Origin of the sequence: Streptomyces sp. NBC_00885, from assembly GCF_045207475.1 — a bacterium.
Taxonomy (GTDB): Bacteria; Actinomycetota; Actinomycetes; order Streptomycetales; family Streptomycetaceae; genus Streptomyces.
The window spans coordinates 7,853,602-7,877,585 of record NZ_CP108796.1 but is presented as its reverse complement, the minus strand read 5'-3'; the positions used below and the strand labels follow the sequence as shown (position 1 = coordinate 7,877,585).

General features: G+C 71.3%; 17 protein-coding genes. 8 read left to right on the top strand and 9 right to left on the bottom strand.

Annotation, left to right across the window (positions count from 1 at the left end; all coding sequences use genetic code 11):
* Positions 1 to 98 precede the first annotated feature (98 nt).
* Together OHA61_RS35930 and OHA61_RS35925 are read left to right on the top strand one after the other, a co-directional pair.
* A complete protein-coding gene (locus OHA61_RS35930) occupies positions 99 to 1,526 on the top strand; it encodes an MBL fold metallo-hydrolase RNA specificity domain-containing protein (RefSeq protein WP_406306551.1) in 1,428 nt (475 codons plus the stop codon).
* A gap of 114 nt (positions 1,527 to 1,640) precedes the next feature.
* Positions 1,641 to 3,410 carry a GAF domain-containing protein gene (locus OHA61_RS35925; protein ID WP_406306550.1) on the top strand — a complete coding sequence of 590 codons (1,770 nt, stop codon included), beginning with the start codon at positions 1,641 to 1,643 and terminating at the stop codon, positions 3,408 to 3,410.
* A 25-nt stretch (positions 3,411 to 3,435) separates the two neighbouring features.
* On the opposite strand, the gene OHA61_RS35920 is transcribed toward OHA61_RS35925, so the two are convergent.
* Together OHA61_RS35920 and OHA61_RS35915 are read right to left on the bottom strand one after the other, a co-directional pair.
* Positions 3,436 to 3,894 (bottom strand): pyridoxamine 5'-phosphate oxidase family protein, encoded by a 459-nt coding sequence (locus tag OHA61_RS35920; RefSeq protein WP_406306549.1) that lies wholly within the window; start codon positions 3,892 to 3,894, stop codon positions 3,436 to 3,438.
* A 327-nt stretch (positions 3,895 to 4,221) separates the two neighbouring features.
* Positions 4,222 to 4,803, bottom strand: coding sequence for a hypothetical protein (locus OHA61_RS35915; RefSeq protein WP_406306548.1), 582 nt, complete (start codon positions 4,801 to 4,803; stop codon positions 4,222 to 4,224).
* Positions 4,804 to 5,528: 725 nt separating this feature from the next.
* Here OHA61_RS35915 and OHA61_RS35910 point away from each other — a divergent pair.
* Positions 5,529 to 6,239, top strand: a complete 711-nt coding sequence (locus tag OHA61_RS35910; protein WP_406306547.1) for a CBS domain-containing protein — start codon at positions 5,529 to 5,531, stop codon at positions 6,237 to 6,239.
* 285 nt (positions 6,240 to 6,524) lie between these two features.
* On the opposite strand, the gene OHA61_RS35905 is transcribed toward OHA61_RS35910, so the two are convergent.
* From OHA61_RS35905 to OHA61_RS35885, 5 genes are all read right to left on the bottom strand, one after another.
* Positions 6,525 to 8,906, bottom strand: coding sequence for a glycoside hydrolase family 65 protein (locus OHA61_RS35905; RefSeq protein ID WP_406306546.1), 2,382 nt, complete (start codon positions 8,904 to 8,906; stop codon positions 6,525 to 6,527).
* A 2-nt stretch (positions 8,907 to 8,908) separates the two neighbouring features.
* Positions 8,909 to 9,658, bottom strand: coding sequence for an HAD family hydrolase (locus tag OHA61_RS35900; RefSeq protein ID WP_406306545.1), 750 nt, complete (start codon positions 9,656 to 9,658; stop codon positions 8,909 to 8,911).
* A 4-nt stretch (positions 9,659 to 9,662) separates the two neighbouring features.
* Entirely contained in the window at positions 9,663 to 10,538 is an 876-nt protein-coding gene (locus OHA61_RS35895) for a universal stress protein (protein ID WP_406306544.1), read from the bottom strand.
* Positions 10,539 to 10,641: 103 nt separating this feature from the next.
* Positions 10,642 to 11,520, bottom strand: coding sequence for a universal stress protein (locus tag OHA61_RS35890; RefSeq protein ID WP_406306543.1), 879 nt, complete (start codon positions 11,518 to 11,520; stop codon positions 10,642 to 10,644).
* Between the two features lie 180 nt (positions 11,521 to 11,700).
* Positions 11,701 to 12,312: a hypothetical protein gene (locus OHA61_RS35885; RefSeq protein WP_406264180.1), complete on the bottom strand. Its 612-nt coding sequence runs from the start codon at positions 12,310 to 12,312 to the stop codon at positions 11,701 to 11,703.
* A 219-nt stretch (positions 12,313 to 12,531) separates the two neighbouring features.
* Between OHA61_RS35885 and OHA61_RS35880 the strand changes: the two genes are divergently transcribed.
* A complete protein-coding gene (locus tag OHA61_RS35880; protein WP_406306542.1) occupies positions 12,532 to 14,253 on the top strand; it encodes a SulP family inorganic anion transporter in 1,722 nt (573 codons plus the stop codon).
* A gap of 32 nt (positions 14,254 to 14,285) precedes the next feature.
* Here OHA61_RS35880 and ppdK read toward each other — a convergent pair whose 3' ends face one another.
* Together ppdK and OHA61_RS35870 are read right to left on the bottom strand one after the other, a co-directional pair.
* A complete protein-coding gene (gene ppdK, locus OHA61_RS35875; RefSeq protein ID WP_406306541.1) occupies positions 14,286 to 16,943 on the bottom strand; it encodes a pyruvate, phosphate dikinase in 2,658 nt (885 codons plus the stop codon).
* Positions 16,944 to 16,969: 26 nt separating this feature from the next.
* Positions 16,970 to 17,881, bottom strand: coding sequence for a universal stress protein (locus OHA61_RS35870; protein WP_406306540.1), 912 nt, complete (start codon positions 17,879 to 17,881; stop codon positions 16,970 to 16,972).
* Positions 17,882 to 18,050: 169 nt separating this feature from the next.
* Here OHA61_RS35870 and OHA61_RS35865 point away from each other — a divergent pair, with 169 nt between their 5' ends.
* The 4 genes from OHA61_RS35865 to OHA61_RS35850 all read left to right on the top strand — a co-directional run bounded on the left by OHA61_RS35865 (position 18,051) and on the right by OHA61_RS35850 (position 23,984).
* Positions 18,051 to 18,590 carry a hydrogenase maturation protease gene (locus OHA61_RS35865; RefSeq protein ID WP_406306539.1) on the top strand — a complete coding sequence of 180 codons (540 nt, stop codon included), beginning with the start codon at positions 18,051 to 18,053 and terminating at the stop codon, positions 18,588 to 18,590.
* Positions 18,587 to 20,887 (top strand): carbamoyltransferase HypF, encoded by a 2,301-nt coding sequence (gene hypF / locus OHA61_RS35860; RefSeq protein WP_406306538.1) that lies wholly within the window; start codon positions 18,587 to 18,589, stop codon positions 20,885 to 20,887. Before OHA61_RS35865 ends, hypF begins: the two co-directional genes overlap by 4 nt.
* Before the next feature lie 5 nt (positions 20,888 to 20,892).
* Complete coding sequence (locus OHA61_RS35855; protein ID WP_266486493.1) at positions 20,893 to 21,180, top strand: HypC/HybG/HupF family hydrogenase formation chaperone; 288 nt, start codon at positions 20,893 to 20,895, stop codon at positions 21,178 to 21,180.
* Between the two features lie 98 nt (positions 21,181 to 21,278).
* On the top strand, positions 21,279 to 23,984 hold the full coding sequence (locus tag OHA61_RS35850; protein ID WP_406306537.1) for a GNAT family N-acetyltransferase: 2,706 nt from the start codon (positions 21,279 to 21,281) through the stop codon (positions 23,982 to 23,984).

Genomic DNA, 23,984 nt, shown 5'->3' with positions numbered 1-23,984 from the left:
CCCGAACGACCCTGCGCCGGGACCTGTCGGCCCATCCGAACGAGACGCCCGGAGTGTGACAGTGGAGGTCGACTCCGCGAAGCGAGGAGTGTGCAGCCATGAAAGAAGTGACACTCTCGAATCCGGCGGCGGCGCCGAGGCCCGCACTGTTGTCCTTTCTCGGCGGTGTCGGCACCGTCACGGGCAGCAAGTTCCTCGTCGAGAGCGATCACGCCCGGATCCTGCTCGACTGCGGCCTGTTCCAGGGGCTCGCCGACCTCCGGCGGCGCAACTGGCGGCGCCTGCCGTGCGATGCCTCCGACATCCACGCCGTGGTCGTGACACACGCCCACCTCGATCACTGCGGTTACCTTCCCCGTCTGGTCCGGCAGGGTTTCCGCGGGCCCGTACTGACCAGCGCGCATACCGCGCGGCTCGCGGAGATCGTGCTGCGCGACAGTGCCCGGCTCCAGATCGAGTCCGCCCAGCACGCCAATGAGCACGGCTGGTCCAAGCACCGTCCGGCCAAGCCCTTGTACGACGACGCCGATGTCGACAACACGGTCAAGATGTTCGATCCGGTACCGCTGAACAGCGAGACCGAGATCATCGCGGGCACCAGGCTCACGCTGCACCATGCCGGCCACATCCTCGGCTCGGCCTGGGCGCATCTCACTCTCGAGGACGGACACACTCTCGCTGTCAGCGGCGACCTGGGGCGGCCCGGGCACCCCCTGTTGCGTCCCGCCGAGCCGTTCTCCGGGGCCGACGTGCTGCTCATGGAGTCGACGTACGGCGATCGCCGGCACGATGACGCGGTTGGCAGGGAACGCTTCGCCTCCGTGCTGATCCGGACGCTCGGCCGAGGAGGCGTTGTCGTCATCCCGTCCTTCGCCCTCGACCGCACCGAAGTGGTCCTCCACGAGCTCGCAGGCCTCCGGCGCGAGGGCGTACTGCCGCCCGCAGTTCCTGTCTTCGTGGACAGCCCGATGGCACTGGCCGCCCTTGACGTCTACCGCGATGCGATCCTCGCCCGCTCTCCCGAGCTGCTCCCTTCCGTCATCTCCCAGGGCATGACCGCGATCAGTCCGGACCCATTCCTCGCGGCCCGTTCGGTCCAGGAGTCGATCGACATCAACGACGCCCCGGGGCCTGCCGTGATCGTGTCGTCGGCGGGTATGGCCACTGGCGGACGCGTTCTGCACCATTTGCGGCGTGTGCTTCCCGACGCGCGCAACGCAGTTGTGATCGTGGGGTTCGCCGCCGAGGGCACCCGGGCCCGGGACCTGGTCGACGGCGCCCGGACGCTCAAGATGTTCGGCCAGTACGTGCCCGTGCGGGCCGAGATCGCCAATGTGCCGCATTTCTCGGCGCACGCCGACGCGGGACAGATCGTCGACTGGCTTCGTGGCGCTCCCGCCCCCGATACGACTTACATGGTCCACGGTGAGCCCGGCGCCGCCGGGGCGCTTCGCGACCGTATCGACCAGGAGCTGGGCTGGACCACGGTCGTGCCCCGCTCAGGTGAGGCCGTTCTGGTCCGCTGATTCCGCGTGCCCGCAGCCGCTGCCGCCGCCCGACGAGTACACCCGACCCCGGACACCCGGCCACCGAGCCACAGTTCCCCATGCCGCCACGCCATGAGGCCCGGTACGGTAGCCATGACCGCCAGAGTCAGCCGTCGGCCCGTCGAGGCACACCCGGAGGGAGCAGCGGTGGGAAGCTCGGAGGACGGCCGCGTACGGCTGCCGCAGCTGAGGCTGGACGAGCTGCTGGAGGAGCTGCAGGCCCGCCTGGACGCGGCGCGTGGCACCCGGGACCGGGTGCACAGCCTGCTGGAGGCCGTGCTGTCGGTCGGGCGGGAGCTGGACCTGGAGCAGGTGCTGCACAGCATCACTGAGGCTGCGGCCGTGCTCGTCGACGCGGAATACGCTGCGCTGGGTGTGATCGCGCCGAGCGGGACGTCACTCTCGCAGTTCCTTACGGTCGGGGTCAGCGACGAGCAGATCGCCGCGATCGGCCCGTACCCGTCCGGGCACGGCATCCTCGGCGAGCTGATCAGGAACCCGGAGCCGCTGCGGCTGCCAAAGATCTCCGAGCACCCTTCGTCGTACGGCTTCCCACCGCATCACCCGCCGATGAACACCTTCCTCGGCGTCCCGATCCGGGTGCGCGACCACGTCTTCGGCAACCTCTATCTGACCGAGAAGCGGGGCGGAGTCCAGTTCGACGAAGAGGACGAGTCCGTCCTGTCCACCTTGGCTGTCGCGGCCGGGGTGGCGATCGACAACGCCCGTCTGTACGAGGAGGCCAAGCGGCGCGAGCGCTGGCTGCGGGCGAACGCGGACATCACGCACAGCCTTATGTCGGGCAGCCCCCGCAGCGAAGTCCTCACTCTGATCGCCGAACGGGCCAAGGAGATCGCCGGCGCGGAACTGGCTGTGGTGGCGCTGCCGATGCCCGACACCGGCACGCTGGCGGTCGAGCTGGCGATCGGGCGGGACGCGGATGCTCACCGGGGGCTGGTGCTGCCGGTCGAGGGAAGCCTGAGCGGCGCCGCGTTCGGCGCGGGCGCGCCGGTGACGAGTGCGGATGTCGCCCACGACGAGCGCGTTTCGGCCGGGCCGCCGCGGTTCGCCGGGCTGGGGCCCGCGGTGGCTGTGCCCATTGGCACCGCGGACGGGGTACGAGGAGTGCTGCTGCTGGCCCGCGAGGCGGGCGCGACGGTCTTCGCGGGCGAGGAGATCGACCCCCTGCGGAGTTTCGCCGGTCAGGCGGCGGTGGCCATGGAGCTGGCGGAGCGACGCAACGACGCGGAGCAGATCGCATTGCTGGAGGACCGCGACCGGATCGCCCGTGACCTGCACGACCTCGCGATCCAACGGCTCTTCGCCACCGGCATGACACTTCAGAGCGCGGGGCGTCTGATCGAGAACTCCCCAGCTTCGGAGCGTGTGCTGCGCGCGGTTGACGACCTGGACGAGACCATCAAGATCATCCGCTCGACCATCTTCGGGCTGCGCTCGCACGAGACGGGGGCCGGGCAGGGCCTGCGGGCACGCGCTGTGCGGACGGTCGGGGAAGCGGCTCCGGCCCTGGGCTTCGCGCCGAGCCTCCGGATGGAGGGGCTGCTGGACACCGACGTGCCGCGGGAGACTGCAGACCACCTGGTGGCGGTCCTCTCGGAGGCGCTGACCAATGTCTGCCGCCATGCGCACGCCACCCGGACCGACGTGGCTCTGGAGACGGACGGACGGGAAGTGGTGCTGACCGTCTCCGACAATGGGGTGGGGCTCCCTCCCGACGGGCGCCGCAGCGGCCTGGCCAACATCTCGGAGCGAGCCCAGCAGCTGGGCGGTGAGGTGGAGTTGACCTGCCCGGCCGGTGGCGGAACCTCGCTGGTATGGCGCGTACCCGTACACACCCCCTGAGTCCCACTCCCAGGTTCCACCGGGATCACGGGGCGGACTGCTGCTCGTGCGACACGCGCCCGTCCGAACGGAATTCATTGCGGTCCACAACACGTCCGGTCACCAGCTCGGGACGGATCCGGATGAATACTCCGTCCGGCACCGGCACCCACGAGCGCGGTCCGGTCCGCAGCAGCCGTTCGCGCTCCCCCGGGTCAGTGACCAGGATCGCCGGGCCCATGACGACGACACTCCAACCGGTGCCGGCCGCCTCGTCGAACCGGTCCGCCTCGAACGCCACCACTGCCTGGCCCACTGCGCGGGCCACACGGGAGGCCGCCGACGTGCACAGCACCACCGAGAAGTCGTGGTCCAGGGAGAAGTTCACCGGCAGGACGGCAGGCAGGGCCTGGTCGGTGTAGACGATACGGCCGATCGACACCTGCCCCAGCAGACGCAGGCACTCCTGCCGGTCGAGCTCTCGGAAGCCGTCGTGGTGGTGCATGGCGTCCATCCTTAGGGCGGTCCGCCCGGATCGAGGTAGGGCACGCAAGGCCTCGCCGATACCTCCCGTTGTCCGGAACTGCGGTTGTACGCTCCCAACGCTCCGGTGTCGGCCTGTGCTTGGGAAGGGGCCGAGAGTCCCTGGTCATCGGGCGAACGGCCCGTGCCGGGCGGTGTGAGCAGCAATGTTCACGGTGAGAAGCACCCGCGCGCTTCGGTACTCCAAGGCGCGCGGGTGCGAGATGTGCGGCACGGGCCGTCGCCCTCCGCCGCTCCCGGTCGGCATGCCAGGGCCGGCCGGCCCCCGTCGGGGACCGGCCGGTCCGGATCAGGTGATCCTGCGCCGCCACCCCGGACCGACCTCGTCCCACTCCTTCGCCCACTGGTCCATGCGGATACGGTCAAGACGCCCGCGTGCGACACAGCCGGCGGCCACCACCAGCCCACCCCAGACGCCGAGGGCCAGTGCTCCGGCGGCAACCGCCTGGGCCGCCACCTCCGCACCGGCGACCGGGGGCGTGGTCGGAGTCCCCCAGCGGGCCGTCCAGAACACGACCTTCGATCCGGCACGGCCGCTCGCCTCGACACTCACCGTCGCGGTACGGACCACGCCGTATCGGTCCGTCCAGCGCACCGGCGCCCGGACTTGCGCCTTCACACCGTCTGCCGTGGGAATCGCCTCCGGCACGGCCTCGGTGAGCACGGCCTTGACGGCGTACCGTTCCGCCCGATGCCGCTCTTGGGTGTGCACGACGGCCAAGCCCGCTGCGAGGGTGACGGCTGCTCCGCCGATCACCGCCAGCACCCATACGGCCAGCACGATCCAGGCCTCGACCACGTCGCTGCGGCGCCTGAGCGGGCTGCGCCGCCATCGCCAGAACCTCGTACTCGTACGCCCGTTGCTCCTCATCTTGACTCCACACCCCCTGGTGGCCGGGGACGACCGTGACACTCCGGGCCTGTTCCCGCGAACGGCGGGCGAGCCATTGACGATCGGGGCGTAAAGACCCAACCACCGTCGGCACAAAGGCCGTTCAGTCCCTTGTGCGCCCGAGGCGTCGCGTCCCGGTGGGGCACGACAGCCAGCCCTTGGCGCATGGGCCAAACCGTCCGTGCCGACCATGACGCGCCCGGGTGTCCTCCAACGGACGCCGAAGCGCTGCCAGCCATCGTGTCCTCCTCCCGTGTCGCGATCGCCGGGGGTGACATCTGCTCACGCTGCCACGGTGCCCGCGAGGCCAGGAGGGCCGCTCAGGCCCAACGTGGGGGCCGAACGTCCCTCTCCGGGCGGAGAGCCGTACCCGGGTGTCCGTGCTGCCCGCGACAGTGGCCCGGCCTGCGAAGCGGCGGGCCGCCGCACAGCCCGCAGAGGTCTCCGGCACGGCCGACCGGCCCCTTGCGGAGGACCTTTGTCCCCTTCCGCTCAGCCCGGCGCAGAACGAGGGTGAAAGCCCGGACCGTCGGATCCTTCCGGTCCGTCGGGAGGTGGCCAAGGTGATCCGCATCAGAGCCATCGTCCGGCCGACAACCAGCGAGCGACGCCCGCCCCTGGACCGGCACACGCCCTCCGGACGCCCGCTCCCCTATTGGACCGCGCCTCTCGCGGAGGGGGCGCAGCAGAGGGATGAGGAAGCCATGCAGCACCGAACCGTCGAAGACCTGATGACGCGCGAAGTGATCCGGGTCCGCCCCGACACGCCCTTCAAGGACGTCGTACGGCTGCTCGCCGAGCACGGCGTCACCGCAGTGCCCGTTGTCAACGAGCAGGACAACCCCGTCGGCGTGGTTTCGGAGGCGGACCTGCTCCGCCACGAGGCAGCCAGGCCCGATCCGGGAGGCCGTGCGGCGACGCTGGGGATGCGCCCCGGCGACCGCGACCGCGCCGCGGCAGAGACCGCCGAAGGGCTGATGACCTCGCCCGCCGTGACCGCCCGCGCCCAGTGGAGCATCGTCGAAGCGGCACGGGAAATGACCCGCCACCAGGTCAAGCGGATGCCCGTGGTCAACGAGGCCGGACACCTCGTCGGGATCATCAGCCGAAGCGATCTCCTTCGGGTCTTTCTGCGGCAGGACAGCGCGATCCGCGAGGAGATCACCCGAGAGGTCCTGAGGGACACGCTGTCCCTCTCTTCCGAAGAGGTCCAAGTCAGTGTGGTCGACGGTGTGGTGACGCTGACCGGCAGGGTCAGGCAGCGCAGCCTCATCCCGATCGCGATGCGGCTGTGTCAGGCCGTCGACGGCGTCGTCACCGTGCACGGGGTTCTCGACTCACCCGGCGACGACGAGTTTGGAGCGGCCGAAGCGACCAACCCCGACAGCGTCGTCGGATACACCCAGCGCCATTGAAGTCATCGATCGGGGCAGCGGACCCGCCGACGTCGGTTCAGGTGCCGTCGGTGAGCCGGCGGCACGCGGTCCCGGCCTCACTCGGCTGGATGCTGCTCGTGCCGTCGAGTGCGCGTAGCACCTCCGATCACGTTGTGGTCGAAGGTGATGGTCAGGTCTGGCACGGCACGGACCTCGAACCGTCTGTCCACGGAGCGGGGCCGCTCGGTCACGCCGCCGACGACCATCTGAGGGGCATCAGACTCGGCGGGGCGATCCCGAACCCGCCGCCGGCGCCGAACATCCCTATCGCTCCCCTGGCAGGGTGAGTGTGCAGGATTCCCCGGGCGCCACCGAGACCGTGCGGTCCAGCAGGGCGATGTCGATCGGTGACCGGTCGGATTCGGGCACGGTGATCTGCAGCTCCCCCGCGCGCAGCCGGAGCCGGACGCCCCAGTGGCCCTGGTAGCGGATCGCGAAGCCGTACTCCGACAGCTCCGGCAGCGGCACCGGGTTGAGCCACAGCGCGCCGCCCCGGGTCTCGAGGCCGGTCAGTCCTCGTTGCACGAGATCGAGGGTGCCGGCCATGGCGCCGAGATGGATGCCCTCGCCGGTGGTGCCACCCTGCAGGTCGGCGATGTCTCCTGCCAGTGCCTCCTGGCAGAACGTCCATGCTTCCGCGCGCCGCACTCTCGCCAGCACCCAGCCGTGCACGAGGCTGCTGAGCGTCGAGCCGTGGCTCGTGCGACGTAGGTAGTAGTCGACGGTGCGCTGCCAGATGGTCTCGTCCACCTCGTGGCCCAGCCGACGGAAGAGCCCCTGGAGCTCGGCCGGTGAGAAGAGATAGCCGAGCATCAGCACGTCGGCCTGTTTCGATGCCTGGTACCGGTTGACCGTGTCGCCCTCGGCCTCCAGGATCCGGTCGAGGCGCCGGATGTCGCCGTAGCGGTCCCGGTAGCGGTCCCAGTCGAGTTCAGCGAGCTCGCCATAGCCCTCGAACTGACTGATCACCCCGGCATGGAAGGGGACGTGCAGCTTGCGGGAGACCTCCTCCCACCTCGCGGGTTCGCCGTCGTCGAGCCCGATGCGCTCGGCCAAGTCCCGGCGGCGCGGTTCCGGGAGAGAATGCAGCACGTCGACGGCGCGGGCGAGCACCCAGGCCGCGGTGACATTGGTGTACGTGTTGTCGACAAGGCCAGGTTCCTTCGCCTCGGGATAGGCGTCGTGGTACTCGTCGGGGCCGACGACTCCGCGGATCCGGTAGCGGCCGAGCGTCTCGTCGTAGGCGGCGGACGACGCCCAGAACCGGGCGATCTGCAGCAGCATTTCGGCGCCCTTGGTGTGCAGGAACTCCGTGTCGCCGCTCGCCTCGCAGTACTGCCACACGTTGTACGCGATCGCCGATCCGACGTGGTGCTGGAGCCTGGAGTGGTCGGGCAGCCAGCGCCCCGAGCGCGGGTTGAGGTGCAGCTGCTGGGTCTCCTCCCGGCCGTTGCTGCCGCTCTGCCAGGGGTACATGGCCCCGGCGCGTCCGGCGTCGCGGGCTGCGAAGCAAGCTCGTTCCAGACGCCGGTGGCGATAGCTGAGCAGGGCCCGGGAGACCTCGGGAAAGTGGAGGTTCAGATAGGGCAGGACAAACAGTTCGTCCCAGAAGACATGACCGCGGTACGCCTCGCCGTGCAGTCCCCGGGCCGGAACTCCGACGTCGAGGTCCGCGGTGTGCGGGGAGAGCGTCTGAAGCACGTGGAAGAGGTGGAGCCGCAGGACCGGGCCCGAGCTGTTCGGCACGTCGAGTTCGGCCGTGCGCCACAGCTGGCGCCAGGCCGCGCGGTGCGAGGCCAGCAGGGCGTCGAAGTCCGGGGCACGGCTCACCCGGTCGACGGCGGCGTGCAGCGGGTCGCTGATCGCCCGGTCCCGGGAGGTGTGCAGGGCGACCGTCTTGTCGACGGTGACGGTCCGGCCTTCGGCCAAGGGAAGGCGCAGGACGTGAGCAACCCGCAAGTCCTCGTGGCGGTTGGTGGGCTCGGCCGGGACGTCGGCCACGGTGCGTGCGGCCAGGCCGACCCGGATGTCAGAGGTGCTGGTGCGGCAGCGGAGCCACGTGGTGTCCGACGCGGAGGTCCCCGTGTGAACGTGGGTGAGATGACGGCCGGCAAGCAGTCCGTAACGCTCGACGCCGGTGTTGGCAACGGCGCCGTCGAGGGCCGACTCGACCTCAATCTCCCCGGACCAGCCCTCCGCGGTGAACTCGGTGCGCAGCAACGCCAGATGGGGGTGAGCCATGTGGACCAGGCGCAGCTGTCGCACCCGGAGGCGTCGGCCGCCCTCGTCCTCGTACCGCAACGTGCGCTCCAGCGTGCCGACGCGCAGGTCCAGCGCCTGGTGATGGTCGAGGAGCCTGTGGGTGTCCGGAGTGAGCCAACTCCCGGAGCCCGTACGGAAACGCAGGGGCAGCCAGTTGGGCAGATTGGCTATGTCCTCGTTCTCGACGTGCCGCCCCGCCACGTCCGAGATCAGCCGGTTGAAGCAACCCGCCGCATACGTGCCCGGGTAGTGGACGGAGTCCGCCGTGCACTCGGGGGCCGCGCCACGGGTCGCGAAGTAGCCGTTGCCGAGGGTGCACAGCGACTCGCGCAGGCGCTCGTGTGCCGGGTCGTAGCCTTCGTACTCCCAGGTCCAGTCACGCATCGTCAACCCTTCGGGCAGTCGCTGTCGGTGAGAAGTTCCGCGAGGTCGCGGACCACCACATCCGCGCCGTGCTTGAGCAGTTCAGCACGCGTCTGTGGCGTACGCGCCCGGTCCACGCCGACGACCAGGCCGAAGCCGCCGCGGCGCCCGGCCTCGACTCCGGCCAGAGCGTCCTCGACGACAGCGGTACGGGAGGCGGGGACACCGAGGCGGCGGGCCGCCTCCAGGAACAGCGCGGGGTCGGGCTTGCCGGGCAAGTGAAGGCGCGCCGCCTCACCGCCGTCCACCAGGGCATCGAAGAGGTCCAGCACTCCCGCGTGTTCGATGAGTTCGCGGGCGTGCCGGGAGGCGGAGGCGGCGGCCAGGGGTACGCCGGCTGAGCGCAGGGCGTGCAGCAGCCGGACCGTGCCCTCGTAGGCGTTGACACCGTGTTCCCGCAACCGTCCTGTGAACAACCGCTCCTTGCTCCCGGCCACGGCCTGCAGCTCCGCGTCGGGCAGCCGCAGCCCCCGGGACTCCAGGAAAGCCGCTGCGCCGTCCATCCGTGACTTGCCGTCGACGTACCGCAGATAGTCCTCCCGCACGTCGAAGGGGCGCCGCTCGGCGGGATCGGCGGGCGGGTGATCGCGCAGGTAAGCGTCGAAGGCCGTCTTCCAGGCGGCGGCGTGCAACCGCGCGGAGTCGGTGATCACTCCGTCGGTGTCGAGGACCACGGCCGCCATACCCCGCAGCGCGCGGGGCCGAGCGCTCATGTCGTCACGCCCGTTGCGGTACGACGGCCACGGGGCACACCGAGTGGTGCAGCACCGCGTGGGCGACCCGGCCGAGCTGGAGTCCAAAGTGCCCGTGCCGCCGCTGGGCGCCGACAACCAGCAGATCTGCCGCGGCCGAGGCGTTCATGAGCACCATGCGGGCGGGACCCTCGGTCGTTGCCCGGTGCAGCTCCACGGTGGGGTGGTCCGCTACGGCTTCACGCAGCGCCGCTTCGAGGATCTCCATGGCCCGGCCTTCGTGGTATCGGGCGGCGTCTGCGGCGACCAGAGGATGGTCGGCCGCCTCGTGCGCGGGGCGGCGCCACGCCCGGATGGCGTGCAGGGCAGCCCGGCGCCTCTCCGCCTCGCGGAATGCGAAACGCACAGCGGCCGAGCCCTCCGGGGGTTCGTCGACGCCGAGGACGATCCGCCGGTGCGTGCCGCCCCGCGGATCGTGGTTGCCGCGAATGACGAACACCGGGCAGTCGGCGCGGGCGGCGACTGCCAGGCTCACCGAGCCGAGCAGCATCTCGGCGATTCCGCTACGACCGCGCGAGCCGGTGACGAGGGCGGAGGCGTTGCGGCCCTCGCTGAGCAAGGCGCTCACCGTGTCCTCGGGCAGGATGTCCGTCTGGATCTTGAGGTCCGGGTCGCGACGGCGGGCGCGTTCGGCGGCCGTACCGACGATGTTCTCGGCCATGACCCGCTCCGAGGGGCGTCCCAAATCATCGGCGAGCGCCGCCCCTTCGTACCGTTCCCACATCGACGCGTTCACCAGGCGCAGCGGCACACCGTGCAGGGCTGCCTCATCGGCCGCCCAGTCAACGGCCCGCAGGCTGGACTCGGATCCGTCCACGCCTACGACGAGGGGCAACTCCATTGTCCCCACCTTCTTCCCTTCTCCATAGGAGTTCGGACTTCTCCCAGGACGACTGACGCTTCACGGTCCGTTTTCACCCGGGGGGTGTTTCCTCGGCGTGGCGTCAGTCGTGTGGGACCACGGCGACCGGCGAGGTGGCGTGGTGCAGCACGGCATGTGTGACGGGCCCGATGTGGGCGCCGAGCGTCGAACGGCGAGTACGGCGACCGACGACGACCAGGGACGCGTCTCGGGAGGCGTCCACCAGGTGGTTGGCGGGTTTGCCCGATCTCGACCGCTCGACGACCTCGACGGCCGGGAACTTCTGCCGCCAGGGGCGCAGCGTCTCGGCCAGGGAGTCCGCCTCGTGGGCGGCCAGTTGGGCGTTCATCCTCGGGTCGGCAGGAAGCCCGTATGCGAAGTAGGGCGGCAAGTTCCAGCCGTGGACGACGTGCAGGGCGGTTGCACGGCGCGCAGCCGCGTCGAAGGCGAACTCGATCACGGAGTCGTCCGGGTGCTCGGTGTCGAGACCCAGCACAACGGGCCGGTTCGCAGTGGAACCGGGCGCGCGCTCGTCCTTGGCCTTCTCCTCTGCCCGTACGAGGACGACGGGCCGCTCCGTGTGGGCCACAGTTGCCATGCCGACGGACCCGACCATGAATCCGGCGACGCCGCTCAGGCCGCGGGAGCCCAGGACCAGCAGCTCGGCGCCCCGGGCCTCGTCGGGCAGGACGGTACCGGGCCGGCCGGCGACCTGATCCGCGGTGATCTCCACATCCGGGTGACGGAGCCGCAGCTCGTCGGCCGTATCGCGGGGAATACGCTCCGCCCAGTGCTGCACCGTCTCGCCGCCCAGGAGCGGAGCCTGAATGTAGGGCTGCGGTTCCCAGACGTTGACGAGCCGTAGCGGCAGACCGCGCAGCCGCGCTTCGCGGGCGGCCCATTCGGCGGCGGCCAGGCTCTCCTGCGAACCGTCCAAGCCGACGGTGACGGTGCGGGACATGATGCGTACCTCCTGGGTGGCGAGCGGATCTGTCGGACGTCCCGCTTCCAGCGTCATGGGCGGGGCGGGCGTCTTGGAGGGGCCGCAGGTCCCCGGCCGGGGCCGACCGGCCCATACCTGGGCGGTCGGCGGTCGGCGGCCGGAGACCGGCAGCCCCCTCCTCGGAAAGTGGCACAGGGGTCAGCGCAGCCAGCCGTTGCGGCGTACGAACGGCAATCGCGCCCAGATCCGGCCGAGCCCCCAGGTCTCGCCCGCGGACGTCAGGGCGAGGGCGACAAGGGCGGCCGCATAGATGACGTGGTACTCCACGACGGGGTTGGTGGACATGCTCGGCGAGCCGTCGGACAGGTGCTGGGCAGGCGGCCACTCCGCGAGCCACATCAGCGCCATCATCGCCGTGCCGGCGACTGCCGCCAGGCGCAGCGCGGTACCGGTCAGCAGGGCGGCACCGATGCCGAGCAGGCCGAGCATGAACAGCCAGTCCGCCCAGGCTGCACCTGCCCAGTCGTGGAACGTGGACTCCATCGGCCCGGCTGCGACGGAGCTCAGGAAGCCCTTGGTCGGCGAACCGCCGTCGATCCAGCCCTTGCCGGACGGGGTGGCATACCCCCAGCCGAAGGTCTTGTCGAGGAACGCCCACAGAAAGACGAAGCCGGTCAGGAGGCGCAGGGCCGCGATGGCGTAGGCCGACCCGGTCCGTGTTCCGGCGGCCGTCGCGGAGGCGGTCCTGGTCCTGCGCCACGAGGGAAAGTGGAAGACAGGGCGCTTGTGGGGGTGCTCGTGCACAGCCATGGTGGTGTTCCCTTCGGAGGATGCCGGGTCGGTGCCTGACATCGCTCACTGTCGTGCCCCGGCGCCCGCGCCGCCGGAGGCCGAAGGGCATTACTGCAGGGGCTGAACGGCCCTGGTTCCGCGGCTCGTTGGGGTACGGAAGCGGATCATGGGGCCGGTCGGCCCTCGCGACTGCGCGGGGGCGGCGGGATGCTGAGGGGCCGCGACGAAAGGAGTCCCATGTCCCAGCGGACCGGTACGGGCGGCCAGAGGTGGCGCCTGCTGCCCGGGATGGCGGTGCTGGTGGGATACGAGCGCTCCTGGCTGCGCGGCGACCTGCTGGCCGGGGTGACGGTGGCTGCGTATCTCGTGCCGCAGGTCATGGCGTACGCGGGCGTGGCCGGGCTGCCGCCGGTCGCCGGGCTGTGGGCGATCCTTCCCGCACTGCCGCTGTATGCCCTGCTGGGCTCGTCGCGGCTGCTTTCGGTCGGCCCTGAGTCGACTGCCGCGCTGATGACCGCCGCGGTGGTCGGGCCGCTCGCTGTCGGAGATCCGGGCAGATATGCCGTGCTGGCGGCTACGCTCGCTGTCGCGGTCGGGCTGCTGTGCCTGGTGGCGTGGGCGGTACGGCTGGGTTTCGTCGCCGATCTGCTGTCGCGGCCGGTCCTGATCGGCTATCTGGCCGGCGTGGCGCTCATCCTGATCGTGGACCAGCTGCCCAAGCTCACCGGCGTACGAACCGAGGGGTCCGGATTCTTCCCCCAGCTCGCCTCCTTCGTACGGCATCTTCCTCAGATCCACGCGGCGACAACCCTCTTCGCCGCGGCCACGCTGATCTTTCTCTTCGCCCTCTCGCGGTACGCCCACGCCGTGCCCGCCCCGCTGCTGGCCCTGGTCCTCGGAACCGCCGCCGTGGCTGCATTCGACCTCGAGGACCACGGCATCGCGGTGATCGGCGAGATTCCTGCGGGACTCCCGCGGCCCGATGTACCGGACCTGGGCGAGCTGCCGCACCTGCTGCTGCCCGCACTCGGAGTCCTCCTCGTCGCCTACACCGATGTGATCCTCACGGCGCGGGCCTTCGCGTCACGCGACGGGGGCCGACGGCTCGACGCCAACCAGGAACTGCTGGCCCTGGGAGCGGCGAACCTCGGCGCCGGCGTCCTGCACGGCTTCCCCGTCAGCAGTAGCACCAGCCGTACCGCGCTCGCCGATTCGGCGGGCGGCCGCAGCCAGGCGTACTCGCTCGTCGCGTGCGCGGCCGTGCTGGCGGTGCTGCTCTTCCTCAGCCCGCTTCTGGCGGACACGCCCGCGACCGTGCTCGGCGCCCTGGTCGTCTACGCCGCCGTCCGGATGATCGACCTGGCGGGGTTCCGGCGGCTGGCCTCCTTCCGCCGCCGGGAACTGCTGCTGGCGCTCGGCTGCCTGGCCGGCGTGCTGGCCCTGGACATCCTGTACGGCGTGCTGGTGGCGGTCGGGCTTTCGGTGGCCGAGCTGCTGGCGCGGGTGGCCCGGCCGCACGATGCCGTCGAGGGCCTGGTGCCCGGTGTGGCCGGGATGCACGACGTGGACGACTATCCGCAGGCCCGCACCATCCCCGGGTTGCTCGTCTACCGCTACGACTCGCCGCTGTTCTTCGCCAACGCCGAGGACTTCAGACACCGCGCACTGGCCTCGGTTGACGAGCAGGAAGGTCGCGTGTCGTGGTTCGTCCTCAACACCGAGGCCAATGTGGAGGTGGACATCACCGCGCTGGACGCGGTCGATTCGCTGCGCCACGAACTGACCGGTCGCGGCATCGTCTTCGCACTCGCCCGCGTGAAACAGGAGCTGCGCGAAGATCTGGACGCGTACGGGCTGACCGAATCGGTCGGCACCGACCGGATCTTCCCCACGCTGCCGACCGCCGTGGCCGCATACCGGAAGTGGAGCAGCGCCCAGGGGAACGACCAGGCTCAGTGACCACCCGGCGAGACGCCTGATGGCATGGCTGCTCAGGCCGACCGGACCTCGATGGCGGCGCGTCCCGCTTCGAGTCGGGCGACCGGGACTCGGAACGGGGAGCAGGAGACGTAATCGAGTCCGGCGTCGTGGAAGAAGTGGATGGAGTCCGGGTCCCCGCCGTGTTCGCCACAGACACCGATCTTGAGGCCCGGGTGGGCTGCGCGGCCCTCCTCGACGGCGATGCGGATGAGCCGGCCGACTCCGTCCCTGTCGAGCGTCTCGAAGGGCGAGGTGGCAAAGATGCCCTGGTCGAGGTAGGCGGGGAAGAACGAGGCTTCCACGTCGTCCCGGGACAGGCCCCAGGCGGTCTGGGTCAGGTCGTTGGTGCCGAAGGAGAAGAAGTCGGCTGCCTCGGCGATGCGGCCGGCCGTCAACGCGGCGCGGGGCAGTTCGATCATCGTGCCGACTGGGCACCGCACAGCGATGCCGGAGGCGTCCGACACCTCGGCGAGGACGCGCTCCGCGGCGGCGCGTACGATCCGCAGCTCCTCGGCCGTACCGACCAGCGGGACCATGATCTCGGCCCGTGGATCGCCGCCGGCCCGCGTTCGCTCCACGACGGCCTCGGCGATCGCTCGTACTTGCATCTGCACCAGTCCCGGGACGACGAGCCCGAGGCGCACACCACGCAGCCCGAGCATGGGGTTGCTCTCGTGCATCCGCTCCACGGCCGCCAGCAGCCGCCTGTCGTGGTCGGTCGGGGCGGTGGCGACACGCACGGCGAGTTCGGTGCGGTCGGGCAGGAACTCGTGCAGGGGCGGGTCGATGAGGCGGATCGTCACCGGCAGGCCGTCCATGGCGGCGAGGATTCCGGTGAAGTCGCTGCGCTGGAGCGGCAAGAGGGCGTCCAGGGCCGCGCGCCGCCCGGCCTCGTCCTCCGCCAGGATCATCGCCTCGACGAGGCTGCGGCGCTTGCCCAGGAACATGTGCTCGGTGCGGCAGAGCCCGATGCCTTGGGCGCCGAAGCGCCGGGCACGGGCCGCGTCCTCGGGGGTGTCGGCGTTGGCTCGGACCTCAAGTCGGCGTACGGCGTCGGCCCGTTCGAGGGTTCGGGCCACAGCGCTCGTCAGCGCCCCGTCCTGCTCGCCCGTCTCCAGGAAGCGCGCAACCGGGGATTCGGTCAGCGGCAGGGCGCCGAGGTGGACCGTGCCCGCGGTGCCGTCCACGGAGATCACCGTGCCTTCGGTGACCACGGTCCCGTCGGTCGCGGTGAACTGCCGTGCCCCGGTGTCCACCGCGAGTTCCTCGGCCCCGCACACGCAGACCTTGCCCATGCCCCGCGCGACTACCGCCGCGTGGCTGGTCTTGCCGCCCCGGCTGGTCAGTACGGCCTCCGCCGCGACCATCCCCGGCAGGTCGTCGGGCGTGGTCTCACGTCGTACGAGGACTGTCTTCTCCCCGGCCGCGGCACGGCGTACCGCTTCGGCGGAGTCGAACACGGCCGCTCCGACCGCAGCGCCCGGGGAGGCCGGGACACCGTGTGCCAGCGGTTGGCCTGTCGCGTCCTCGGCGAAGCGGGGGAACATCAGCCGGGCGAGCTGGTGCCCGCCGACCCGGGCGAGTGCTTCGTCCTCGCTGATCAGGCGCTCGTCGACCAGTTCGTGCGCGATACGGAACGCGGCCTCGGCGGTGCGCTTGCCGACCCGGGTCTGGAGCATCCACAGCTTGCCGCGTTCGATGGTGAACTCGACGTCGCACAGGTCCCGGTAGTGGCGTTCCAGGGTCCGCAGGTGGTCGCCGAGCTGCAGATAGGAGGACGGATCGAGACGCTTGAGCTCCTGGAGGGGTACGGCGTTGCGGATGCCCGCGACGACGTCCTCTCCCTGCGCGTCGGTCAGGTAGTCGCCGTAGACACCTCGCGCTCCGGTGGCCGGGTCGCGCGTGAAGGCGACGCCCGTGCCGGAATCGGGACCGAGGTTGCCGAACACCATCACCTGGATGTTGACGGCGGTGCCCAAGTCGTCGGGAATGTGTTCCCGCCTGCGGTAGAGGCGGGCGCGCTCGCCGTTCCACGAACGGAAGACGGCACGGATCGCCTGGTAGAGCTGCTCGACCGGGTCCTGTGGGAACTCCTCACCGGTCGCCTCACGGATCAGCGTCTTGAACTCGTCGGCCAGCAGAGCGAGATCATGCGCGTCGAGCCCGGTGTCGCTCGCCACTCCGCGGTCCGCCCTGTGCCGGGCCAGTGCCTTCTCGAACAGCTCCGGGTCGATGCCCAGCACTGTGCGGCCGAACATCTGCAGCAGTCGGCGGTACGAGTCCCAGGCGAACCGCTCCTGTCCGGTGGCCTTGGCGAGTCCGCGTACGGATGCGTCGCTCAGGCCGATGTCGAGGATCGTCTCCATCATGCCGGGCATCGAGAACCTGCTGCCCGAACGCACGGACAGCAACAGCGGGTTGTCGCTCTCGCCCAGCTGCCGGCCGACTCGCCGCTCCAGATCCGCGAGTGCCCGCGCGACCTGCACCCCGAGCTCCACCGGTTCCTCGCCGGCGGCCAGGTACTCACGGCAGGCCTGCGTGGTGACGGTGAACCCCGGGGGCACGGGCAGCCCCAGCCGGGTCATCTCGGCCAGGTTGGCGCCCTTGCCACCCAGCAGGTCAGCCATCTCACGGCTGCCCTCTCCGAATCCGTACACGTACTGCCTCATGGTCTCGATCTCCTGCAGAAGGTGGGTCAGACGTGCGGGACGACGGTCACGGGGCAGCCGACGTGGTGCAGCACCGCATGAGCGACGGGGCCGATGTGGATGCCGAGGTGCCCGGTGCGGATCCGGCGCCCGACGACGACCAGACCCGCCCCGGTCGAGGCGCGCGTCAGCTCGGAGGCCGCCCGGCCTTCGGTGACCGTCCCGGTGACAGTGACCTCGGGGAACTTCTCCAGCCACGGGTGCAGCGCCGCACTCACGGCGTGTTCCTGCTCTGCGAGCAGTTCCGGGCCGGGCGTCGGGACGAACTGGTCGATGGCGGCATACGGCGGCGGGGCGCTGAAGGTGTGGATCACGCGGAGCGCAGCATGACGGTGCTGTGCGACGTCGAAGGCGAACTCGATCAGTTCGTCGCAGGGGCTGCTGGTGTCGAGGCCGAGGACGATGTTCCGGTACGAGGTCTTGACCGAGTACCCGTCCGGGGAGGCTCCCTCCGGGGCCGGGAACTGTTCGTCGGCCGCCTCCTCACCGGCGCGTACGAGGACCACAGGGCGCTCCGCCCGCGCGACGACCGCCTGGGACACCGAGCCGACAAGGAACCCCGCGACGCCGCTGAGTCCTCGGGAGCCGAGTACCAGCATCTCGGCCTGCTCGGCCGCCGTGAGCAGGGCCGTGACCGTCGATTCGGCCACCGACTCGTCATCGATGTGCAGCGTGGGGTGTGAGGCACGCACGCTGTCGCTCGCCTGGCTGAGGGTCCGGTGCGCCCAGTAGCGCTGGGTCGTGCCGGCGGGCACGTAGATGGGGGGACGCGGCTGCCACTGCCAGGCGTGCACCAGCCGCAGCGACAGGCCGCGGCGCAGGGCCTCCCGGGCCGCCCAGTGCGCGGCGGCGAGGCTCTCGGGGGATCCGTCGATTCCGGCGACGACGTGTCGATGCATGATCCGCACCTCCTGTGCAGGGACTGCTTCGTGCCTTGCCGTCGAGCCTGGCGTGCGCGCGGTCGGGTGCGCAGGGGCCACACAGACCCTTCCTGGGGCCCTTCGGCCCAACGCTCCCCGGCAGGTCCGCACGCAGGCTGGAGGCAAACGCAGCGGAGGGAGAGGAATCATGTCCGGCTCCACGCATTCCGCCCGTATCGCCATCATCGGGGTCGGCAACGAGTTCCGCCACGACGACGGGGTGGCCTGGGCGGTGATCGCCCGGCTGCGGGAGCGGGCTGAGGGCCGTCCCCTGCCCCCGGGAACAGTCCTGTCGGGGTGCGACGGAGATCCGGGCCGACTGATCGGGCTGTGGGAGAACGCGGACCTGGCCGTGGTACTGGACGCCGCACACGCCCATCCCGGCCACCCGGGGCGGCTGCACCGGCTGGAGCTGGACGCCGCCGAGCTGGGGCAGCCGCACACGACGAGTTCACACGGGCTGGGCCTCGGTGAGGCCGTCGAGCTGTCGCGGGCGCTGGGGCGACTGCCCGGCCATCTCGTGGTGTACGCCGTCGAAGGGGCGGACACCTCGCTCGGCACGGGTCTGTCGGAGCCGGTTGCTGCGAGGGTCGAAGCACTCGTCGAACGGGTGGAGGACGAGATCGTCCGCCGCCGGGACGCGGCCGCGCGCGGCCTCCGCGATACACACAGCGGAGGCCCACCATGAGCGGCGAGCGCACCGCCCAGCGCATCGAGGTCTTCGGCACGGTCCAGGGTGTGGGTTTCCGCCCGCACGTGCACCGCCTGGCGACCGGCCTGGAGCTGGACGGCTGGGTGCGCAACGCGAACGGCCATGTGGAACTTACCGTTGCCGGGCCGCCGTCCGCACTGCGCGACTTCGTCCACCGGATACGGAGCGATGCGCCCCCGCTGGCCGCTGTACGCCGGATACGGGTGACGGGGATCGCCGGCAGACCCCCGGCGCCCGGAACGGGGTTCACCGTCCGCGGCAGTTCCGCCCACGCGCCGGACGCGCCCCGTGAGATCCCGCCGGACGCGGCCACTTGTGAGGCATGCCTGCGCGAACTGTTCGATCCTGCCGACCGCCGTTACCGCTATCCGTTCATCAACTGCACCGACTGCGGCCCCCGTGCCACGGTCATCGACGATCTCCCGTACGACCGAGTGCGCACCGCCATGCGCGGCTTCCGCCTGTGCCCGCCCTGCGCGGCCCAGTACGCCGATCCCGCCGACCGCCGCTTCCACGCTGAACCCCTGGCGTGCCCCGACTGCGGCCCCGTCCTCGCATGGAACGGCCTGGCCGGGGAGGACGCGCTGTGCGCCGCCGTGGCCGCCGTGACAGCGGGAGGGATCATCGCGATGAAGGGCATCGGCGGCTACCAACTGGTGTGCGACGCGGGCAACGCGGCCGCCGTCGCCGAACTCCGCCGCCGCAAGCGGCGTCCCGCGAAGCCGTTCGCGGTGATGGTGCGGGACCGGGCCGCGGTCGAGCGTCTGGCGCGGACCACCCGCTCGGAGCAGGCGGTGCTGACGTCTGCGTCGCGGCCCGTGGTGCTGCTCACCGCCCGTGCGGGGCAGTTGTGCCCCGAGGTCCACCCCGGTACCGACAGGATCGGGTTGTTCCTGCCCACCACCGGACTGCATCATCTGTTGCTGCGCGATCTGGACCGGCCGCTCGTCGTCACCAGCGGCAACCGGGCGGAGGAGCCCACCGCCATCGACGACGCCGAGGCCCGCCGGAGCCTGGCATCGGTCGCCGACGGCTTCCTCACCCACGACCGGCCGATCCGCGCGCGCTACGACGATTCCGTGGCCATCGTCGCCGGGCGCGCCGTGCTCACCCTCCGCCGGGCCCGCGGCCTCGCCCCCGCGCCGCTGTCGCTCCCCGTCCCGGCAGCGCTGCCTCTGGTCGCAGCCGGTGCACAGCTCAAGCACACCTTCACCCTCGCCGAGGGCCGGCACGCACACCTTGGCCCGCACGGTGGCGATCTCGCCGAGGCAGCGACCCTGGACGCCTTCGCGACCTCGTACACCGATCTCCGACGCCTCACCGGCATCACCCCGAGCGCCGTCGCCCACGACCTCCACCCGGGATACCTCTCCACCCAATGGGCCCACTCCTGGCCCGTCGAGCACCGCATCGCCGTTCAGCACCACCACGCCCACGTGGCCGCCTGCGCCGCGGAACACGGCGTGCACGGCCCCTTCATCGGGGTGGCCTACGACGGGCTGGGGCTCGGCGACGACGGCACGTTGTGGGGCGGCGAGATCCTGGTCGCGGACCTGGCCGGCTACCGGCGCGTCGGCCGGTTCGCCACCGCACCCCTGCCGGGCGCCGAGGCGGCGGTGCGCCACCCGTCCCGGATGGCACTGGGCTACCTGTACGGCGCGGAGACGCTCGGTACGCCCCGCCCCGCGCCCTGGCTGACGAAGCCGTTCACCGAACGGCTCGATCCCCGCGAGGTGCGGCTGGTGCGGGCGATGGCCGAACGCGGGATCAACTGTCCGCGCGCCTCCAGCGCGGGCCGGCTGTTCGACGCGGCCGCCGGTCTGCTGGGGCTCGGCAACGAGGTGTCGTACGAAGGCCAGGCAGCCGTCGCACTGGAAGCCGCGGCCGGTGACATCCACACCGACGCGCTGCCGTGGCGGCTGGTTCGCGCCGAGGGCTTGTGGGTCTACGATCCGGTCGCGACCCTGACCGCACTCCTCGAAGAGCTCGCGGCGGGCGTCCCTGTGCCCCGTATCGCCGCCGCCTTCCACACGACCATTGCCGAGGCGACCGCCGCACTCGTCGAGCGCACCGTGGCTGCCGGAGCCCCGCGGACCGTGTGCCTGTCAGGCGGCTGCTTCCAGAACCGGCGGCTGCTCACCGCCGTACGAACGCTGCTGCGCGCCCAGGGTCTGCGCGTACTGGTGGGCAGCGCGGTCCCGGTCAACGACGGCGGCATCAGCTACGGCCAGGCGGCGGTGGCCGCCGCCCGGCTGGCGAAGGCGAAGGGGTGAGCGCGATGTGTCTGGGCATTCCAGGCCGGGTCCTTGAGGTCCACGACTCCGGCGGACTGCGCATGGCGACGGTCGACTTCGGCGGAGTGCGGCGCGAGGTGTGCCTGGAGTACACCCCTGAGGCCGAGGCCGGAACATACGTCATCGTCCATGTCGGCTTCGCGATCACGACCGTCGACGAGGCGGAGGCCGAGCGGACGCTCGGGGTGCTGCGCGCGATGGCGGACGCCGTCACCGGCGAGCTGGGCGAGCCGCTGCCGCAGGCGCCCCGGGACCGACCGGACGCGCCCTGAGGGCCGGTCGGCCCCGCTCAATGGCCCGGCCGACCCCTGCGGCCTGCCGCACTCCCGCCCAAGTCTGGACGTGGATTCCCCACGAGGAAGGCACCGTCATGACGCAGATCCACAGCCCCGCGAGCAACGCCCAGCAGGTGCACGCGCTGCTGACGGACGGCACGACAGTGCGGATACGGCAGGCGGAGCCGGCTGATCACGACGCCGTCCTGGCCCTGTATGAGGGCATGTCGGCGGAGAATCTGCGGCGGCGCTTCTTCACGGTGAGCCACCTGTCCGCCGAACAGGCGGCCGACCGGCTCACCCGGCGCGACCGGTCGGGCTACCGCGCTCTGGTCGCGGAAAGCGGCGGGCGGCTCGTCGGACTGGCTGAGTACGACGCCATACCGGAATCGACCACGGCCGAGATCGCACTCACCGTCGCGGACGACTGGCACCACCGGGGACTCGGCACCTTGCTGCTCGAGCATCTCGTCGACGCCGCCCGCCGGGCGGGCATCACCGCCTTCGCGGCCGACGCACTGTCCGAGAACCACCAGATGCTGAAAGTATTCGCCGACCTCGGCCTGCGCACGACCCGTCGCTTCGACGGTCCCGAGGTGCGGTGGACGGTCCAACTGGCCGTGGACGAGGACTACTTGTCGGCAGTCGACAACCGAGGCAGCACGGCGGACGTGGCGAGCCTGAAGCCGCTGCTGCGGCCCCGCACGGTCGCCGTCGTCGGCGCGGGCCGCAAGGCGGGCTCGGTCGGCCGGGCCGTGCTGCGCAATCTGCGGACCGGTGGTTTCACCGGCCGTTTGGACGCGGTCAATCCGCATGCGGACGCGATCGAGTGGGTGAGCTGCCACCGCTCCGTGGCCGAGCTGTCCTTCCCGCCCGATCTCGCCGTGCTCGCCGTCCCCGCGGCCGCCGTACCGCAGGCCGCCGAGGACTGCGGAAAGCTTGGCGCGAGGGCGCTGCTGGTGGTCTCCTCCGGCCTCGACGCCCACCAGGCGGCCGCGCTGCTCGCCACGTGCCGTGCGTACGGGATGCGGCTGGTCGGCCCCAACTGCCTCGGTCTGGCCAACACCGACCCGGATCTGCGGCTGAACGCCACCTTCGCCGCCGACCGCCCCCTGGCGGGCACGGCCGGAGTGGCCGTGCAGTCCGGAGGGGTGGGCATCGCGCTGCTCGACGGGCTGTCCCGGCTCGGCATCGGGGTGTCCACCTTCGTCTCGCTGGGCGACAAGTACGACGTCAGCGGCAACGACATGCTGCAGTGGTGGGAGAGCGACGGGCAGACCGACCTTGCTGTGCTGCACCTTGAGTCTTTCGGCAATCCGCGCGCGTTCTCGCGAACAGCGCGGCGGGTGGCCCGCACGATGCCGGTCCTGACCGTGGACGCCGGTCGCTCCGAGGCCGGGCGCCGGGCCGCCGCCTCGCACACCGCGGCGGCAGCCACCCGCACCATGACCCGGCAGGCCCTGTTCACCCAGGCCGGAATCATCGCGACCCGCACGATCGGCGAACTCCTCGACAGTGCAGCGCTGTTGCACTCCCAGCCACTGCCCTCCGGCTCTTCGGTCGCCATCGTCACCAACGCGGGCGGGGCAGGCGTACTGGCCGCCGACGCCTGCGCAGAGGCCGGGCTGAGGATTCCCGAGCTCGGCAGCGAGCTGGTCGCCGAGCTGCTGGCCGGGCTGCCCGAGGGGGCCGCCGCCATCAATCCCGTCGACGCCACTGCCGCCGTCAGCGAGACACAACTGCAGGAGTGCGTAGACCGGCTCGCGGCGCACGGAGCCGTCGACGCCGTACTCGTGGTGCTGGTCCCCACCGCGGTCGCCGCGGCGACCGGCGACGATCTCGTCCGGGCCCTTTCCCCCGGCCCGGACCGCCGTCGCTCCCGAACGGTCGCCGCGGTCCTGCCCGCCCAGGCGGCGCGGGTGGAGCTGCTGCCCACCGCGGGCGGCGGATTTGTACCCGCCTACTCCGACGCGGCGGACGCGGCCCGCGCCCTGGCACACGCCGTGACCTACGCACGCTGGCGCGCCCGCCCGGAGGGCACGGTCCCCGAACTCGCGGACGTGGACACCGCGGCGGCGAAAGCGATGGTCGACGCCTTCCTCGCCGAACACCCCGACGGGGACTGGCTCGACCCCCGCGCGACGGCCGAACTCCTTGGCCACTACGGCATCCCTCAGATCCGCTGGGAGTGGGCCGAGGACGAAGAAGCCGCCGTCGCCGCCGCGGCACGGCTGGCGGGACCTGACGGACGAGTCGTGATGAAAGCCCACTGGCCGGGCCTGGTCCACAAGAGCGAACAGCGCGCCGTCCACCTCGATCTTCAGAATGCCTCGCAGGTGCGGGCTGCGCACCGCGACCTGGTAACCCGTTTCGGAGACCTGATGACCGGAGTGGTCGTCCAGCCGCTCTCCGAACGCGGCATCGAGCTGTTCGCCGGCGTCGTTCAGGACGAAGTCTTCGGCCCGCTGGTCCTGTTCGGCCTGGGCGGCACGGCGACCGAGCTCCTGGCCGATCACGCGGCCCGGCTCGCCCCGCTGACCGACCACGACGTGCACGACCTCATCACCTCGCCACGCTGCGCGCCGCTGCTCTTCGGCTTCCGCGGCGGCGGCGCCGTCGACCTCGAAGGACTGGAGCAACTGCTGCTGCGACTGTCCCGGATGGCCTGCGACCTTCCCCAGCTCGCCGAGGCCGATCTCAATCCCGTGATCGCCCGCCCGGGCGGCATCACGGCCCTGGACGTTCGCGTCCGGCTGGTGCCGCGGCGAGCCCGCGACCCGTATCTGCGCCGGCTGCGCTGA

Bases quoted from the DNA above. Each gene is read 5' to 3' on its own strand.
- OHA61_RS35865 (WP_406306539.1), top strand. From the start codon at position 18,051: ATGTCCGGCTCCACGCATTCCGCCCGTATCGCCATCATCGGGGTCGGC.
- OHA61_RS35890 (WP_406306543.1), bottom strand. From the start codon at position 11,520: ATGTCCCGCACCGTCACCGTCGGCTTGGACGGTTCGCAGGAGAGCCTG.
- hypF (WP_406306538.1), top strand. From the start codon at position 18,587: ATGAGCGGCGAGCGCACCGCCCAGCGCATCGAGGTCTTCGGCACGGTC.
- OHA61_RS35930 (WP_406306551.1), top strand. From the start codon at position 99: ATGAAAGAAGTGACACTCTCGAATCCGGCGGCGGCGCCGAGGCCCGCA.
- OHA61_RS35855 (WP_266486493.1), top strand. From the start codon at position 20,893: ATGTGTCTGGGCATTCCAGGCCGGGTCCTTGAGGTCCACGACTCCGGC.
- OHA61_RS35920 (WP_406306549.1), bottom strand. From the start codon at position 3,894: ATGCACCACCACGACGGCTTCCGAGAGCTCGACCGGCAGGAGTGCCTG.
- OHA61_RS35910 (WP_406306547.1), top strand. From the start codon at position 5,529: ATGCAGCACCGAACCGTCGAAGACCTGATGACGCGCGAAGTGATCCGG.
- OHA61_RS35905 (WP_406306546.1), bottom strand. From the start codon at position 8,906: ATGCGTGACTGGACCTGGGAGTACGAAGGCTACGACCCGGCACACGAG.
- OHA61_RS35900 (WP_406306545.1), bottom strand. From the start codon at position 9,658: ATGAGCGCTCGGCCCCGCGCGCTGCGGGGTATGGCGGCCGTGGTCCTC.
- OHA61_RS35870 (WP_406306540.1), bottom strand. From the start codon at position 17,881: ATGCATCGACACGTCGTCGCCGGAATCGACGGATCCCCCGAGAGCCTC.
- OHA61_RS35915 (WP_406306548.1), bottom strand. From the start codon at position 4,803: ATGAGGAGCAACGGGCGTACGAGTACGAGGTTCTGGCGATGGCGGCGC.
- OHA61_RS35850 (WP_406306537.1), top strand. From the start codon at position 21,279: ATGACGCAGATCCACAGCCCCGCGAGCAACGCCCAGCAGGTGCACGCG.
- OHA61_RS35885 (WP_406264180.1), bottom strand. From the start codon at position 12,312: ATGGCTGTGCACGAGCACCCCCACAAGCGCCCTGTCTTCCACTTTCCC.
- OHA61_RS35880 (WP_406306542.1), top strand. From the start codon at position 12,532: ATGTCCCAGCGGACCGGTACGGGCGGCCAGAGGTGGCGCCTGCTGCCC.
- OHA61_RS35925 (WP_406306550.1), top strand. From the start codon at position 1,641: ATGACCGCCAGAGTCAGCCGTCGGCCCGTCGAGGCACACCCGGAGGGA.
- OHA61_RS35895 (WP_406306544.1), bottom strand. From the start codon at position 10,538: ATGGAGTTGCCCCTCGTCGTAGGCGTGGACGGATCCGAGTCCAGCCTG.
- ppdK (WP_406306541.1), bottom strand. From the start codon at position 16,943: ATGAGGCAGTACGTGTACGGATTCGGAGAGGGCAGCCGTGAGATGGCT.